The organism is Lysinibacillus sp. GW823-FHT02G10 (assembly GCF_058797135.1).
In genome coordinates this window covers 275344-293450 of the sequence record NZ_JBXAJI010000003.1, presented here as the reverse complement: position 1 = coordinate 293450, position 18107 = coordinate 275344, and the positions used below count along the sequence as shown (strand labels likewise).

Sequence of the window (18107 nt, the reverse complement as noted above, 5' to 3'; positions counted from 1 at the left end):
TGGAGAAGCCGCTCCAAAATAGATGAGAAGTAATCAATTCAGTGAAAGAATCGCTCAAATAAAAGTACAAATTTTTATTTCATTAAAAGAGACACCCGCAACAGCAAGTTAATGAGGAGGGGGAAAGTAAATGACATTGCGTATTGTTTCAGGACGTTCGGGAACAGGGAAATCAGCATTTATTCATCAGGAAATTGTTGAGCAATTAAAGACAGATCCATTGGGACATCCGATTTTCATTATAGTGCCTGACCAAATGTCTTATTCTACGGAATATGAGCTGACAAATAAGCATGGTTTACAAGGCTTGATTCGAGCACAGGTGATGACGTTTAAACGTTTAGCATGGTTGGTTTTACAGGAAACAGGAGGTATTGCTCGTAAAGAAGTGAATGGCTATGGCTATCGAATGCTTATACGTAAACTTTTGGAAGAACAAAAAAGCGAGTTTTCCTTATTTCGACAAGCAGCAGGAAAACGTGGCTTTACGGAGGAAATTGAAACCCTTTTAAGAGAATTTAGTCGCTATAGCGTCAATAGCTCAGTCTTGGCAGAGGTAACGGAATCGTTAAAGGCAATAGATGCACCTAATACATTGCAGGCGAAAGCGAATGATTTACATGTCGTTTTGCAGGCATTGGAGGAACGACTTGGTACGACCTATGTTGACAGCGAGGGCTATTATCCGATTCTAACGGAGCAACTGAAGTATGCAGAAACGATGAAGCAAGCGACCATCTATATTGATGGTTTCACCGCCTTCACTGTGCGAGAGTTAGAACTGGTTCGTGAATTGTTAAAGGTGACGAAGCAAGTAACTGTCGTCCTTCCCTTTAATCATATGGATGAAGCCTTTGATGAACAAGCTTTATTCCATGAAGCAGCGTTAACGAATCAACGTCTTCATGATATAGCAAAAGAAGAGGGCATTGATGTTGAATTACCATTACATTTTTATAAGACTCAAAGATTTCATTCTAAAGATTTACAGCATGTGGAGGCAAAGTTTGCTGATTTGGAGCCCCAAACGATAAAAACTTCAGGAGATGTAACCGTGCTTGAAGCATCAAATCGTCGAGCAGAGATACATGCGATTGCCCGGGAAATAACAAAACTGACAAGAGAAGACGGTTTTCGCTATCAGGATATCGTACTTTTGTATAGACAAGCAGATCTCTACGATCCACTTATTACAAGTATTTTCCAACAATATGAAATTCCTATTTTTACAAATACAAAAAAGACAATGCTACATCATCCATTAATAGAGCTAAGTCGTTCAGCCTTGGAGGTTATGACCTCGAATTGGAAATATGAGCCAGTTTTTCGTAGTGTCAAAACCGATTTGTTTTTCCCATTACAAGCTGAGCTAACAATTTGGCGTGAGCGAGCAGATCGATTAGAAAATTATTGCTTGGCACAAGGCATCTATGGTGAACGATGGTTTGAGGAGGCACGTTGGTTTTATAAAAAATATCGAGGTCTAGAATTCCATTCGCGTGTACAAACAGATGAAGAGCGTGCAATGCAGGCAGAAATCGAGGCCATTCGAGATGAAATTCGCCAACCTCTAAAACTTTTACAAGACAAGCTTGATAGCGCCAAGAATGGCAGAGATATTGCGACTGCTTTATTTGAACTTATAGAGTCATTACAGGTATATGATAAACTGCAAGCCATGAAAGATCGTGAGCTAGAGCGAGGTGACGCATTAGCTGCAAGTGAACATGAACAAGCTTGGAATGAATGGATTGCTGTTCTTGACCAATTCGTTTATATGTTTGGAGAGCAGGAGATGTCTGTAGAGCAAGCAGCCAAAATTCTTGATGAAGGCTTTGATACATTAGAATTTTCAAGAATTCCGCCAACCCTTGATGAAGTAATGGTGGCTACTGTTGATTTAGCTCGTTTATCCAATATCAAAGTCGCTTTTGTAATAGGAATGAATGATGGTGTTTATCCAACTCGGATGGAGTATGAGGGCTTGTTGTCAGATATCGAACGTGAATGGTTTAGTCAAATTGGCTATGAGCTTGCTCCTACCTCTACTAATCGTTTATTACAGGAAAATTTCTTGTTCTATCGCGCTATTACAACGCCATCTAACAAATTGTATATGACCTATCCTACGGCGGATGAGGAAGGCAAGGCACTTCTATCCTCACTTTATATTAAGAAAATAATAGGAAATGACAAAAAGGCTGGCTTATTAAGTGGTGTTTCGATAGAACGAGTGGTAGTCGATCCAATTGAATTACTAGATGGGGATGTTTTACCATATTTACGCCATCCAAGGACTGCATTGGCACATCTAATGGTACAGCTACGTCAAGCTGAACATAGCCGTGAACTAGCGCCAGAATGGCTAGCTTTACAAAGATTTTATACACAAGATCCGTATTGGGCACTCATTTTCGACCGCGTACTTTATCCAATTACCCATAAAAATGAGGCTGAGCCACTTGAAACCTATATTACACAGGAATTATATGGTCAGAAGCTAACATCCAGTGTGTCGCGAATTGAGAAATACTTCAGATGTCCTTTTTCTCATTTCACTACGTATGGCTTACGTCTAGAAGAGCGAGCTGAGTATCGTCTAGAAACGTTTGCAATGGGTGACTTATTCCATGAGGCATTAAAGTGGATTACAGAGGAAACACATCGTCAGCAATTATCTTGGATTCGTTTAACAACAAAGCAAATTAAACAATTAGCACGTCAAGCAGTAGAACAAATTGTTCCAGTCTTTTCCCATCAAATCCTATTATCCAGTGCCCGCTATCGCTATATTCAGCGTAAGCTAATTCGAATTGTTGAGCGTACAATGACAGCACTGACACAGCATGCAAATGTATCACACTTCAAACCAATTGCAATTGAGGCGTCGTTTGGTCCTGGACAACATGAACAGCTACCACCATTAGAGATTGATTTGACTGGTGGTAAGAAAATGTTTATGCGTGGACGTATTGATAGAGTGGATAGTGCAACGATAGATGACCGCTCTTATTTGCGGATTGTCGACTATAAATCCTCAGCTCGTGACCTTGATTTAAATGAGGTTTATTACGGATTATCCTTACAGGTCCTAACGTATTTAGATGTGGCAATGGAAAATAGTTCTTACTGGCTCTCAGGTGAAGCAGAGCCAGCAGGGGTACTGTATGTCCATGTCCATAATCCGATGCTGAAGCTGGATAAAGATTTGACGGACAGTGAAATAGAAGAGGATCGTTTAAAGCAGTATAAAATGAAAGGTTTGCTATCTGAAAATGCTGAAGCGATTTTATCGATGGACGAGCAATTGGAAGAAAGTAGCGGACATTCAAAAATCATTCCTGTCTATATGAAAAAAGATGGGACACCGTCTGAGTCACAATCGCGTATAGTTCCTGTCAATGATATGAAAAAGTTGCAGCATTTTGTTCGTCGTAAACATCAGGAGGCAGGGAATGGTATCTTATCTGGTGATACGGCCATTAGCCCCTATAAATTAAAAGCTAAAACGGCATGTGATTATTGTCAATTTGCTGCGGTTTGCCAATTTGATCCATCAGATGGTAAACAAAACTATCGTCAATTAATGCAAGCAAAGCCGAATGATATTGTCGATAAAATTCGGAAGGAGATAGAATAGCATGGTACAAACAATTCCTGTTAAGCCAGTAGATGTCACATGGACAGACGATCAGTGGAAGGCCATTTATGCTAGCGGTCAAGATACACTCGTTTCGGCTGCAGCAGGGTCGGGGAAAACAGCGGTTCTGATCAATCGTATGATTGAAAAAGTCATTGCTACTGAAAACCCGATCAATGTAGATGAACTATTGGTAGTGACCTTTACAAATGCCTCAGCCGCTGAAATGCGCCATCGTATGTCTGAGGCATTAGAAAAGGCGATAGCAGAAAATCCAACATCTAATCATTTAAGACGACAGCTAAGTCTTGTGAATAAAGCACAAATTTCTACGCTACATTCATTCTGTTTAGCAATTGTGAAGCAATATGCCTACTTACTCGATATAGACCCAGGCGTCCGTATTGCCAATGAAGCAGAAATAGCATTATTGCGAGATGATGTTTTAGCAGAAGTTTTAGAAGATGCCTACGATGCTGAGGATGAGGCTCACGTACAAGCTATCTATCGTCTTGTCGATAGCTTTACCTCAGATCGTGATGATCAAGCCATCGAAACGCTGATTAGTAAACTTTATGATACGTCTCGTGTCCATGCTGAGCCTCAAAAATGGCTTTGGAGCCTGCCGAAAGCATATGAATTAGCTGAGGAAGTGACAATCGATGATTTAGAGCTATCTCAATACGTCAAATTAACCGTACGTCATAGCCTGGAAGAGGCGTTTATGCTAATTTCTGAAATGCGCACAATTACATTACAGCCAGATGGACCTGCACCCTATGCAGAAACGGCAGAGGTAGATTTTGCTATGATTCAGGAAGGGATACGCATTAGTCAAAGTGGGACATGGCAGGAGCTATTTGATTATTTTGCAACGGTTAAATGGTCTACCTTAAAGCGGGTATCAAAGGATGCACTAGTTAATGTAGAGCTACAGGAGCTTGCGAAGAAAAAACGAGAAGCAGCCAAAAAAATGATGAATAAAATCAAGGAGACATATTTTGTTCGTACCCCTGCACGGCTACTTGAGGAAATAAGGTTAATGGCACCGACCATTACTACGCTAGTTGAATTGACCACTACATTTAGTGAACAATTTCGACTAGCCAAGTTAGAACGGGGAATCATTGACTTTTCAGATTTAGAGCATTATGCACTTCAAATTTTAACGTTAGAGATAGATGGTGCACTTCATCCCTCACCGGTTGCACTAGATATGAAAAAGCGATTTAAAGAAGTACTTGTGGATGAATATCAGGATACCAATATGCTACAGGAAACCATCTTACAACTTGTCAAAACGGGTGAAGAACAAGATGGCAACCTTTTTATGGTTGGGGATGTTAAACAAAGTATATACCGTTTCCGATTAGCTGAGCCAAAGCTTTTTATGAGAAAATATAGTGAATACTTGGAGTCACCTGATGTAACGGGGATGCGAATTGATTTAAACGCTAACTTCCGAAGTCGAAAAGAAGTATTAAATGCTACAAACTATGTTTTTGCACAAATTATGGGTGAGCGTGTCGGTGAGATTTCGTATGATGACAATGCGTCACTAAAGCCTGCTGCGCCCTATGATGATAAAGAAATACCTGTTGAGCTGGTCGTATTGCATCCACCACAGGAAGAGGAAACACCAGAAGAACTGGAAGAACTAAGCAATGAGGCAACGGAGCTAGAGGAATTAAAAAAATCACAGTACGAGGCACGATTTATTATCGATCGTATACGTCAAATGATGGAAGATGGAACAACCGTATACGATACGAAAACAAAAACAGAGCGACCATTAAAGTATAGTGATATTGTGATTTTAATGCGCTCGATGACATGGTCAACAGACTTAGTAGAGGAATTTAAGCTGGCAGGGATTCCACTCTATGCAGAATCATCTAAAGGTTATTTTGACGCACTCGAAGTAATGATTATGTTAAATGTCCTGAAGGTAGTCGATAATCCCTATCAGGATATCCCCTTAGCCTCTGTACTGCGCGCACCGTTTGTTGGTTTAACGGAAAATGAGCTGGCGAAAATTCGTTTAGCCGATCAAAAGGTACCTTTTTATGATGCTTTACGACAATTTATTCGTAGTGAAGGACATGGTGTGCAAACCACTACATTTGAGAAGTTGCAACGCTTTATGCTAGCCTTTGAAAATTGGCGTGATTTAGCACGTCGTGGATCATTATCAGATTTAATTTGGAAAATTTATTTAGATACACATTATTATGAAATGGTTGGGGCAATGCCGAATGGCAAACAGCGTCAAGCAAATCTACGCGTATTACATGATCGTGCATTAATGTATGAAAAAACGGCATTTCGTGGGCTATTCCGTTTTTTACGCTTTATTGATCGTATGCGTACGCGTGGCGATGATTTAGGTACGGCCAAATCAATTGGCGAAAAGGATGATGTAGTACGTCTGGTGACAATACACTCTTCCAAGGGGTTAGAATATCCAGTCGTCTTTGTTGCAGGAATGGGACGTCCGTTTAATAAAATGGATTTTCATCAGCCCTATTTGTTTGATCAAGATTTTGGACTAGCTGTTAAGGCCATTGATCCCGAAAATCGTATCACCTATACATCGTTACCGTTTTTAGCATTGAAGGAGAAAAAAGAACTGGAGATGCGTGCAGAAGAAATGCGTGTCTTATATGTTGCGATGACTCGTGCGAAGGAGCGTTTGATTTTAGTAGGCTCAGTGAAGAACTGGGAGAAAACACGCGACAACTGGCAGGACGCACAAAGTTTACCAATGGATGCACCGCTTCAAGAATATTTACGTGCAAGAGCTAATAGCTATTTGGACTGGGTTGGCCCAGCAGTAGCAAGACATGCAGATTTTGCAGTAGTAGCAAGCACATCTTATAAAGAAGTGGAGGATCAATCACATTGGTGGGTTCAAGCCATCGATACAAAGCATTATTCATATGAGATAGAGGCGATGGGCGATGAAGTACAGCAAGTGCTTGCGATGCAAGAGGATGAGGACTTGCTGGCTGAAATCACTACCCGCTTTCAAGCGCAGTATGTCTATCAAAAATCTACAAGAAAGCGCTCCAAAACATCTGTTAGTGAAATAAAGCGATTAGAAAATTTACAGCGCCAGGAGGAACCTGAATTTTATTTTGCCTCTCCTATCAAGCAAAAGGCTTCGTCCATTGCACCTCGACCCGCTTTTTTACAGGAGCAACAGCTAACTGGTGCTGAAATTGGTACAGCTGTACACACAGTGATGCAGCATGTTCCTCAATATGGCTTTAGTCATATCGATGCTGTAAGGGACTTTGTGGAGGATTTAGTGGCAAGACAGCTTTTAACAGAGGCGGAGGGCAAAGTAGTTCCGCAAGCGAAAATTTATCGTTTTTTTGAGACAGAAATAGGGCAACGCTTTCAACGCGCAAGGCAGATACGTAGAGAAATGCCGTTTACAATTAGTAGAATCGATGAAGATGGTGATGCTCAAATTGTGCAAGGGATCATTGACTGCCTATTTGAGGATGAATACGGTAATTGGGTCTTGTTGGATTATAAAACGGATCGTATACAATCTCATTTTGCGCAGGAGCCAGCCTTGTCAAAGGAAATACTAGGTCGTTATGCCGTACAGCTTCGTGTTTATAGCGAAGCCATTGAATCCATCTTACACATCAAGGTGAACGATAAAGTATTATTTTTATTCGATAATGAACAGACCATACACGCATAAAGAACTTGTTACGGGCAAAGTGGGGCAAAGTTTTTTCTTGCCCTGCTTTCACCATAGCTGCTAGTCAAGAGGAGGCTATTTTGTGGAGTTAAAACCAACAATGTTGCAGGAACGAATAGCAACATTAGATATTTTACGAGGTATTAGTTTAGTAGGTATCTTATTAGTAAATATGTATACCTTTTATTTGCCAATGCCGCATATTGATTTGGCATCATGGTTTACAACCCCATCAGATATTGTTTGGCAGAAAAATATAGATATTTATGTGCAAGGCAGCTTTTACCCGCTTTTTGCCATGCTATTTGGTTATGGGCTAGCCATGCAGTGGCAAAAGGCTCAAAGTCGTCAACAAAACTTTTATACCCTGGGGCTTCGTAGACTGTCCATCCTGTTTGCTTTTGGTTTTATCCATGCTGTGCTAATTTGGTGGGGCGACATATTAATGATGTATGCATTTTGTGGCGTTTTCTTAGTGCTTTTACTACGATTGAGTCCCATCTGGCTATTAGCGAGTGCTTTGATTATTAATGGCTTGATGCAAGCTTTTATGCTCTTTGTAGTAGGGATTGTAAATTTTAATACAAAAGTAGATGATTACTTAGATATCGTTTCAGTAGAGAAGGCCATCACGGCTTATGGGACAGGAAACTGGGTAGATGCCTTTTTGCAACGCTTAACAGATTTATCGACGCAGGCAGGCATCGAGATGTGGTTTGTCGCACTGTTCACGATTTTACCGTATATGTTAATAGGTGCCGCTGCCTCTAAATGGCGTTTAGTAGAACGGGCTAAAGAATTGAAGTGGCTCTGGCTGACGTTTGCAATTGCTGGATTGGTCATCGGTATTGGTATAAAAAGCTTATCTATTATGTTTACAAGAACATATTTACTAGATTATTTAAAGGTATACATAGGGGGCCCAGTTCTATCGGTGGGCTATATTGGGGTCATTGTGTTACTTTGCTTAGTGCCAATAATGCTAAAACTACTTAGTCCTTTTGCTAAAATCGGACGCATGTCATTAACGATGTATATTCTTCAATCTATTATAGGTACTTGTTTATTCTACCAATTTGGCTTTGGCTGGTATGGTAAAGTAAGTGTAGAAACAGGGGTATTAATTGCTGTCGGCATTATTGTTGTGCAAATGATCATAGCAGAAATCTGGTTATCTAAGTGGAAACAAGGGCCGTTAGAGACAATATGGCGTAAATTAACATATAAGCAAAAAGTAGAAGTGCGTTAATATATTCCTCTTCACATGCATATTTTATGAAGATATAACAACTTATAAAAATGTTGTCGCAAAAATGAGGTAATTTCTATCATATTGTTGTATTATGTAGAAAAAAGAAGGAGCTCTTTCAATCATGAAAATTTTATCATTCAAATTAGGTGGACATGTAAGCTTTGGACCAAAAGTAAAAAAAGAAGAAGCGGTATGGGATGTACTCGCTATTCAAAGTGAACTTCAAGTTCTCCCTTCTTTTTCAAGTTCAATCGTGGATGGCATTGCTTTAGGCTTTGATTTTGTGGAACAGATTCGTAAATTAGTAGAAGCAGCGGAAAAATCAGATAATGCTAATAGTTTTAAACGTGAATTTACAGAGATCGAATGGCTTTCACCAATTCCACGTACACCTAAAAATATTATGTGTATTGGTAAAAACTATGATGAACATGCAAAGGAAATGGGTGCAGAGGCAGCACCAACGGATTTAATGGTATTCACAAAATCACCAACTGCAATTGCTGCAGATGGACAAACAATTTCCATTCATGCAGATCTTTCTTCAAAAATGGATTATGAAGGTGAGCTAGCTATCGTTATTGGTAAACGTGGCAAAAACATTCCTAAAAACTTAGCGTTTGATTATGTATTTGGTTATACAATTGCCAATGATGTAACAGCTCGTGATTTACAAGAGAAACATAAACAATTCTTCTTGGGTAAAAGCTTGGATGGTACTTGCCCTCTTGGACCATACCTTGTGACAAAGGATGAGATCCCAAATCCACAAGACTTAACAGTAGTGACAAAGGTCAATGATGAAGTACGTCAAAATGGCTCTACGAAAGATATGATGTTCTCTGTTGAAACGTTAGTATCCATCCTATCTCAGCATGTAACATTAGAGCCAGGAGATGTGATTTTAACAGGTACGCCAGCTGGTGTTGGCAAAGGGATGAACCCGCCGCAATTCTTAAAAGCTGGAGATACAGTAAAAGTATCTATTCAAGGAATTGGTACTTTAGTCAACCATTTTGAATAATGATGATATCAATCCGCGTGAGTCTATACTCCGCGGATTTTTTACTGCTTTAAGGCATAGTAACAGAAGTAAAAACTATGAGATGCAAGGATTCCAAGTTTTAAATGATGTAAATTGTGTGAACACTATTGTAATATTTGAAACCCTTTCCATCGCATGGTAGGATAGAGTTTGATAGAAAAAGAATGAGGGGGATAAACATGAGTTTTTTAACTAGCCAAACGCATTTGCATATTACTACGTGGGTAGTAGGTATTGTCATCTTTTTAATTGCGGCACTAATGGGCAAGCAATCAAAAGGCTTACATATGACATTACGTCTGTTTTATGTACTAATAATCATCACAGGTGGGGCATTATTTATCGAGGCAATGGACTATGGTAAAGGTATGCTTTACGGATTTAAGTTCTTAGGTGGCATACTTGTAATTGGCATGATGGAAATGGTCTTAGTGCGTCAAAAGAAAAATAAACCAACAGCTATGTTTTGGATTTTATTTGCAGTATTCCTATTAATCACTTTGTTCCTAGGATTTAAACTGCCAATGGGTCAAGATTTCTTAGCATAATGATTTAAAAGTCGTGAAGTAGTTGCTTCACGGCTTTTATTTTGTAAACGAAAACGGAAGACGGAATTGACACCTTTTTGTCGTAATTCATTTCGCTTTTACGCAAAATCTTTGGAAAAGATAGCGACGTGACAGAGTTATTTGGTAAAATGACGTTGATTGGTTTGAAAGAGAGGGAATAACAGTGAAATTTAAGAAGTGGATAAGTGCGACGGCTGCATCACTTTTATTAGCAACTTCATTAGTAAGTACTATACCAGTAGCACATGCGGATGAATCAGCGACTAGAACAATAGCAGAAGAAAGCATCTATGATTTACTCGTTGACCGTTTCTTTAATGGCTCGGGCACAAACGATTTTGATACAAATACGCAGGACCCTTCGAAATTTGCAGGGGGCGATTTTACAGGTTTACAGGATAAATTGAAATTTATCGGTGAGATGGGCTATACAATTGTTTCCATTGGGCCTATTTTTTCTACAGAGAAGTATGATGGATCAATGCCCACAAGTTATACTACAATAGAACGTCATTTTGGAACAACGGAAGAATTCCAAAGTACTGTAGAGGCCTACAAAGCGAAAAATATGTCCATTATGGTGGATTTTCCACTTACAAATGTGAGTCCAAATCATGAGTGGGCAAAGGATGCATCGAAAGCGGATTGGATTGTATCTACCAATAATGGACAAGTACAGTGGGATTTATCGAATAAGGATGTGCAAGAAGCACTTATTCAAGCAGTAACTGAATTTGTTTCTACATATGACATCGGTGGCATTCGTTTAACAAATATCGCAGGGGCTGATACAGCGTTTATGAATGCAGTAATAGCTGCATTAAAAGAGACAAAAACATCACTTTATGTGATAGCAAATGAAGAAAGCGATGCTGACTTTGATGCAACTTTCTCACCTGTAACGGCAGATATCTATCGTAATATATTTAAAAACGTGGATATGGATTCTTCTAAATTAATGGAACCCTTCACAGGAGAAAAACCGACACAAATTATGGTGGATTCACTTGAAACCCATCGTTTTACATTTGACTCTGCTAATGAAAATATGTTCCCACCTACCCGCTTAAAAATGGCGATGGGTGCTTTATTTATGCTACCAGGAATTCCTGTCGTACAATACGGGACAGAAATTGCTATGAATGGGGAAGCAAAACCAGATACACACCAGCTTTATAACTTTAAAACAGACGAAGAACTGATTGATTATATTAAAAATGTTCAATCTTTACGTAATCAATCAGCTACTTTACGTAATGGCGATTTTGAAGTCATTACAAATGAAAATGGCCTTCTTGTCTTTACACGTTCTTCTGACGAAGAAAAGTGGGTAATCATGGTTAATAATACTGGTAAAACACAACGCGTCGACTTAACACCTGAACAACTTGGTGAAGGGAAAATGCTGAACGGTATTTTACATGAGGAAAAAGTTCGCTTAAATGAAAAAGAAGTCTATCCTGTTATTTTAGACAGAGAAATGGTTGAAATTTATCAAGTTCGCAATGATGAAGGCTTAAACACTCCTTATATGGTGGCTCTTGGCTTAGTATGGGTGATCTTTATTGGCTTTGTTGTCATCATCATTAAACGAGGGAAAGTTCGTCGTCAGGAGCAAGACGTCCAATAATAATAACACGACAAAAAAGCATGCCAGGAACCATCCTAGCATGCTTTTTATTAGCCTTCAAAGCTTTTATTTGTGAAGAAAATTGCAATAGTCCCAGGTCCGACATGTGAGCCGATCGCGGAACCTATCATGGTAATTTGCACAGCTTGAGGTGAAAAACGCTCCTGAATAGAGGCTTTTGCTTCATTCGCAAAGGCAGCGTCGTCACTATGGCTAATACCTACGATTTTATTTGTAAAGCTGCCACCACGCTCCTGCATTAAATCTAACATACGATTAAGTGCTTTTTTTCGACCGCGTGACTTTTCAATCGGTACAAGTTTGCCATCTTCTACATTTAAAATAGGCTTAATACTAAGAAGGCCACCTAAAAATGCACTAGCTTTTGATACACGACCACCTTTTGCAAGGTAATCTAAGTCTTCTACTGTAAATAAATGCTCGACCTGAGGTGCAAGGGTATTTATTTTAGAGGCCATGTCTTCTAAGGATACTCCTATATTTCGCAGTCGTACAGCTTCTTCCACGACAAGGCCATGTCCTAGTGATGCGCATTTAGAGTCGATAATGACTAGTTTTAAGGAAGGATACTGCTCAAGTACCTGATTGCGAATCATTTGAGCGGTACTATATGTGCCTGATAATTCTGATGAAAAAGCGATATAAATACCTTCTTCATCATTTTTGGCTAGCTCCTCAAAATGCTTCAAAAAGAGCTCAGGTGACACTTGTGATGTTTTTGGCTGAGCACCTTGGCGTATTGCATCATAGATCTCTTTGGAATCAATTGAAATCACATCTTCATATTCTTTGTTGTTCAATTGCACTCGTAAAGGGAGTAGCACGACATCTTTTTCTTCATAGTAAGATTTTGGTAGATCACATCCACTATCCGTAAAAATCTTCATTCTCTTGTCCCCCTAATTTCAACTTACTTTTAAAGCTTTTTAACTTTATTCAGTAGATACTCACTTTAGATAAATGGAAGGGGTACCACTGAATAAAGTTAAACTGGTAAAAATGGAATGTTAACTTGAACTTACTACTTAACTATGATAATTTCAAGCGTTCAATGAGTATTTTTGCAATTCCATCATCATTATTCGTTGTCGTAATTTCATTGGCAATGTTTTTAAGACTTGAAATACCGTTCCCCATCGCTACACCAAGTCCAGCATATTCGATCATTTCTAAATCATTGTCTTCATCACCAAATGCGATGATGCGCTCACGAGGAATACCTAAATCTTTTGCGACATGTGCAATACCCACAGCTTTATTTAAGCCGCGACGCACAATTTCAATAATATGAAGTGGCGCGCCCCAGCGACGATGCTCGATGACTTCAGCATGCACTGCCTGTAAATGATCACGTATAATAACCGAATTGGCTTCATTTGCCTGAATCAGCAAACTTGTAGGATTTTCCAATAGGTGTGTGTATAAATCGCCAAGTGTAATTTTTGGGTTACCCATATTAAAGATATTTAAGATACGATCGTCCTCTGTGTGAACATAAACTTCATCTTTTACCTCAGCGATAATATTTTCGTATTCATAACTGTTAATAGAATCAACGACATCATGTACGACACTTAAATCAATTGGTGTGTGCATATGTTGCCAAGAGACATTTTTAGGATGATGCACATATGCGCCATTAAAATTAACAATGGGTGTAGTGAGCCCAAGTTCTTGATAATAAATAGTACTTGCTCGGTAAGGACGTCCTGTCGCAATCATCACTTGATGCCCTTGTTCCTTAGCCTGCAATAATGTTTTTTTCGTTTTTGCAGAAATTTGCTGTTGATCTGTTAATAAAGTTCCATCTAAGTCTAATACGATTAAATGCGGTTTCATAGCTCGTTGCCCCTTTCCTATAGTTTGAATAGTATCTCTTTGTCTTACATTCGTCAAAATTTTGTCACAGTGAAAAAAGTTTGCTAACATAAAGATGAGAGAATAGTTGGGAGTGACAATAATGTTTGTAGAAAAAGAAGTGTGGGGAAATATTCCTTTATTACATATACATACAGACAATATGAATGAAGAAACCCCGGTAGTCATTTTTTTGCATGGCTTTATGAGTGCAAAAGAACATAACTTACACTATGCATACCAATTGGTGCATAAAGGGGTGCGTGTCCTATTGCCAGATGCAAAATTTCATGGTGAGCGTAGCGAAGGCCTAACAGAAATGCAAATGAATTTAAATTTTTGGGACATTGTTTTAAATTCTATTCATGAAGTACAACAATTATATGATGTATTAAAGAATAAAAATTTATTAGCTAGTCATAAAATTGGCATAGGAGGCACTTCAATGGGTGGCATCGTGACATCAGGCTGTCTGAAACTTTATGATTGGATACAAACAGCTGCAATATGCATGGGTGCACCTGGTTTTATAAAATTGGGTGAATACCAATTGCAACAATTTGCTAAAAGCGGAGTTAACTGGCCGATGTCAGAGGAAGACGTAGAAAAAATTAATGAAGCCCTTGCTAAATATGATGTCAGTTTAACACCAGAAAAATTCGCGGGTCGCCCTGTATTCTTTTGGCATGGAGAATTAGATAAAACAGTTCCTTTTCACGAAACGTATAAATTTTATGAAACATTACGGGAATACTATGAAGCAAACCCTGAATATTTAAAGTTCATGGTTAACAAAAGGGCTGGACATGCTGTACCACGTGACGGTATGCTAGCAGCTACAGCATGGCTTGCACAGCATTTGGCATAACAGGGTGCATCTGCTATGATAAGGTTAACACTATGATGGAAGGAGAAATACGAATGGATCAGGATATGAAAGATAGCATGTTAGGTGCTTTAGAAAACGTAATTGATCCTGAGCTTGGCATTGATATTGTCAACTTAGGTTTAGTATATGATGTGGAATTAGATGATGAAGGTGTTGCAACTGTTACGATGACACTAACATCTATGGGCTGCCCACTTGGTCCAGTCATTGTGGATCAAGTGAATACGGCGTTAGGTGAACTTCCAGAAGTGAAAAGTACAAATGTTAATATTGTATGGAATCCACCTTGGTCGAAAGATAAAATGTCACGCTATGCCAAAATGGCATTGGGCGTACGTTAAAATGGATTATTTAAAACCCTGCTTATTTTTCAATAAGCAGGGTTTTTGCTTGTAACGAAACTAATCGATACGGCATATTTGTAATGGACAATTTTCACAGGCAATTTCATTTTTTAAAAATTGTAAATCATGAATGGTAATAAATCCTTTATCAAAAGTGATAATCTCATGTTTTTTTAAATCATTCAGCATACGATTAATCATTTCCCGACTTGTCGCACACAGATTTGCAATTTCTGTATTTGTTAGCTGAAAATCAATAAAAATCGAGTCATTTTCTACAGGTTTACCATACGTATTGGACAGCCGAATGAGCGTTGAAAATAGAGCACCTTTTTTACCGTTTAACACTAAATCGCGCAAACGACTCTGATGCTTTAAGTTTTCTGTTTGTAGCCACTTCATGTATTCCACCATAACTGTCGGCTGCTCTTCTAGTAAATGCTCCAAAGATTTACGACTCAAAACATACAACGTAGAGGGTTCTAAAACTTTGGCAGTCATTGAATTATAGACGAGATTACAAAATAACGAACCTTCTCCTATTATGCTGTCAGGGCCACAAATACGAATGGTTAATTCCTTACCCGTCTCGGATTCTTGGCTAATCGAAATAACACCTGATTGGATGTAATAAATTTCTTTTGCCCGTTCACCCTCTAGAAAAATTTTATTTCCTTTATTCACTTTGATAAAAACACCGTGGTTTTGAAAAAGTTCTTTAATTTTTTCAAACATATTATCCATTAAAACCATATCTCCAACACATCGCTTTCTTTTTGTAATAAATGGCGATTATTACAAAAGGATAGTGGATTTCGATACTAAAACATAGAAACATACCATTATTATAACGTAAACTTCCATAATAAGTGAAAAAATTTTAGGACGATTTCTTTGCTAAGCATTGTCGAGTGATGTAAAATAAAGTTAGTCAAAAAAGGTCAAACTTTTTTTCTAATGAATAAGAATGGGTATATAAATAATGAGAAATATGAAAAAAAGGAGTGCTAGCTATGCAATTTCAACAAACAGACAATAAAAAACCATTAGAACAATTTGGACGCAATTTAATTGAAGAAGTAAAAAACGGCAAGATGGATCCTGTTATCGGGCGTGATGAAGAAATTCGAAATGTAATTCGTATTCTAACACGTAAAACAAAAAATAATCCTGTATTAATCGGTGAACCAGGAGTTGGTAAAACGGCAATTGTGGAAGGTTTAGCACAGCGTATTGTTAAAGGTGATGTACCAGAAGGCTTGAAAGAATGTGTATTATATGAATTAGATATGAGTGCGTTAATCGCTGGTGCAAGTTATCGTGGACAATTTGAAGAACGCTTAAAAGGTGTGCTAAAAGAAGTAAAAGAATCAGAAGGACAAATCATTCTATTTATTGATGAAATTCATACGATCGTAGGTGCAGGAAAAACAGATGGCGCTATGGATGCAGGAAATATGCTAAAACCTATGCTAGCACGTGGTGAATTACACTGTATTGGTGCTACTACCTTAGACGAATATCGTATGTACATTGAAAAGGATCCTGCCTTAGAACGTCGATTCCAGCAAGTACTAGTACGTGAGCCATCTATAGAGGATACGGTATCCATTTTACGTGGTTTAAAGGAACGCTTTGAATTACATCACGCAGTACGTATTCATGACAGAGCAATTGTTGCGGCAGCAGAACTATCCAATCGCTATATTACAGAACGATTTTTACCTGATAAGGCCATTGATTTAATTGATGAGGCTTGTGCAATGATTCGTACAGAAATTGATTCAATGCCACAGGAATTAGACGCAGTCACACGTCGTATTATGCAGCTTGAAATTGAGGAACAGGCATTGCGTAAGGAAAAGGACGAGGCAAGTAAAAAACGTCTGGAGCAATTACGCGAAGAATTAACTAAGTTAAAAGAGTCATCTAAGGGCATGCGACAACAATGGGAAGCAGAAAAAGAAAAACTACACGATATTCAGAAAAAACGTGAAACATTGGATAAATATCGTCGTGATCTAGATGAGGCAGAAAGTAAATATGATTTAAATAAAGCTGCTGAATTACGTCATGGTAAAATTCCAACACTTGAAAAAGACATTCAGGTACTTGAAAAGGAATTAGAGAACGGTGCAGAATCTCGTATTTTACGTGAAGAGGTAACAGCAGATGAAATCGCTGCAATTGTTTCACGTTGGACAGGAATCCCTGTAACAAAATTAGTAGAGGGTGAGCGTGAAAAACTATTACGTTTAAAAGATACATTACATGAACGTGTGGTTGGACAAGATACAGCAGTTCAATTAGTGACAGAAGCGGTATGGCGTGCACGTGCAGGTATCAAAGATCCACACCGACCTATTGGTAGCTTTTTATTTTTAGGTCCAACTGGTGTAGGTAAAACAGAACTTGCCAAGGCACTTGCTGCACAGTTATTTGATTCAGAAGATCACTTTATTCGGATTGATATGAGTGAATACATGGAGAAACATAGTGTGTCTCGACTTGTTGGGGCTCCTCCAGGCTATGTGGGCTATGAGGAAGGTGGACAACTAACGGAAGCAGTTCGCCGAAATCCTTATTCTGTGGTGCTACTAGACGAGATTGAAAAAGCTCATCCTGATGTGGCGAACATTTTATTGCAAATTTTAGATGATGGGCGCATTACAGATAGTCAGGGACGAATGGTGAATTTTACAAATACAGTAGTCATTTTAACTTCGAATATCGGATCAAGTTATTTAATGGAGGCAAAGGAAAATGATGCGGCTGTGGAGGACTTAGTCATGTCAGCCCTACGACAACATTTTAAACCTGAGCTATTAAACAGAATGGATGATATCATCTTCTTCCATGCATTATCTACTAAACATTTTACTGCGATTGCCTGGAAGTATGTGGAGCAATTGATTAAACGTGTAGCAGAGCAAGAAATTACTTTATCTGTCGAGCAAGAAGTCATTGATTGGGTAGTAGAGCAAGGTGCAGATGCCCAATTTGGAGCAAGACCACTAAAACGCTTTGTACAGCGACATATCGAAACAACCGTTGCTAAAGAACTATTACGCGGAGAAGTTTTACCAGGGGAGACGTTGCATGTGAAAATGCATGAGGGTCAATGTGTTGTGGAAAAATAACA

The 18107-nt window shown here is 38.7% G+C and carries 12 protein-coding genes; 9 read left to right on the top strand and 3 right to left on the bottom strand.

Going from position 1 to position 18107, the window contains the following annotated elements; all coding sequences use genetic code 11:
• Nucleotides 1-130: 130 nt before the first annotated feature.
• The 6 genes from addB to AC1RFD_RS13670 all read left to right on the top strand — a co-directional run bounded on the left by addB (nt 131) and on the right by AC1RFD_RS13670 (nt 11854).
• Nucleotides 131-3640 carry a helicase-exonuclease AddAB subunit AddB gene (gene addB, locus AC1RFD_RS13695; protein ID WP_492474980.1) on the top strand — a complete coding sequence of 1170 codons (3510 nt, stop codon included), beginning with the start codon at nt 131-133 and terminating at the stop codon, nt 3638-3640.
• A gap of 1 nt (nt 3641) precedes the next feature.
• Nucleotides 3642-7358, top strand: coding sequence for a helicase-exonuclease AddAB subunit AddA (addA, locus tag AC1RFD_RS13690; RefSeq protein ID WP_492474979.1), 3717 nt, complete (start codon nt 3642-3644; stop codon nt 7356-7358).
• An 82-nt stretch (nt 7359-7440) separates the two neighbouring features.
• Entirely contained in the window at nt 7441-8607 is a 1167-nt protein-coding gene (locus AC1RFD_RS13685) for a DUF418 domain-containing protein (RefSeq protein WP_016993448.1), read from the top strand.
• A gap of 124 nt (nt 8608-8731) precedes the next feature.
• Nucleotides 8732-9634 (top strand): fumarylacetoacetate hydrolase family protein, encoded by a 903-nt coding sequence (locus AC1RFD_RS13680; RefSeq protein WP_048392038.1) that lies wholly within the window; start codon nt 8732-8734, stop codon nt 9632-9634.
• 200 nt (nt 9635-9834) lie between these two features.
• Complete coding sequence (locus AC1RFD_RS13675; protein WP_004227486.1) at nt 9835-10203, top strand: YisL family protein; 369 nt, start codon at nt 9835-9837, stop codon at nt 10201-10203.
• Nucleotides 10204-10387: 184 nt separating this feature from the next.
• Nucleotides 10388-11854: an alpha-amylase family glycosyl hydrolase gene (locus tag AC1RFD_RS13670; RefSeq protein WP_492474978.1), complete on the top strand. Its 1467-nt coding sequence runs from the start codon at nt 10388-10390 to the stop codon at nt 11852-11854.
• Nucleotides 11855-11904: 50 nt separating this feature from the next.
• On the opposite strand, the gene AC1RFD_RS13665 is transcribed toward AC1RFD_RS13670, so the two are convergent.
• Both AC1RFD_RS13665 and AC1RFD_RS13660 read right to left on the bottom strand, forming a co-directional pair.
• Nucleotides 11905-12762: a DegV family protein gene (locus tag AC1RFD_RS13665; RefSeq protein ID WP_048392036.1), complete on the bottom strand. Its 858-nt coding sequence runs from the start codon at nt 12760-12762 to the stop codon at nt 11905-11907.
• A 142-nt stretch (nt 12763-12904) separates the two neighbouring features.
• Nucleotides 12905-13714 (bottom strand): Cof-type HAD-IIB family hydrolase, encoded by an 810-nt coding sequence (locus AC1RFD_RS13660; protein WP_048392035.1) that lies wholly within the window; start codon nt 13712-13714, stop codon nt 12905-12907.
• Between the two features lie 121 nt (nt 13715-13835).
• Between AC1RFD_RS13660 and AC1RFD_RS13655 the strand changes: the two genes are divergently transcribed.
• A complete protein-coding gene (locus AC1RFD_RS13655; protein WP_048392034.1) occupies nt 13836-14600 on the top strand; it encodes a prolyl oligopeptidase family serine peptidase in 765 nt (254 codons plus the stop codon).
• A 53-nt stretch (nt 14601-14653) separates the two neighbouring features.
• Entirely contained in the window at nt 14654-14962 is a 309-nt protein-coding gene (locus AC1RFD_RS13650) for a metal-sulfur cluster assembly factor (protein WP_004227477.1), read from the top strand.
• A 60-nt stretch (nt 14963-15022) separates the two neighbouring features.
• Here AC1RFD_RS13650 and AC1RFD_RS13645 read toward each other — a convergent pair whose 3' ends face one another.
• Nucleotides 15023-15709, bottom strand: a complete 687-nt coding sequence (locus tag AC1RFD_RS13645; RefSeq protein ID WP_048392033.1) for a Crp/Fnr family transcriptional regulator — start codon at nt 15707-15709, stop codon at nt 15023-15025.
• A gap of 269 nt (nt 15710-15978) precedes the next feature.
• Between AC1RFD_RS13645 and AC1RFD_RS13640 the strand changes: the two genes are divergently transcribed.
• Nucleotides 15979-18105, top strand: a complete 2127-nt coding sequence (locus tag AC1RFD_RS13640) for an ATP-dependent Clp protease ATP-binding subunit (RefSeq protein WP_492474977.1) — start codon at nt 15979-15981, stop codon at nt 18103-18105.
• Nucleotides 18106-18107 lie beyond the last annotated feature (2 nt).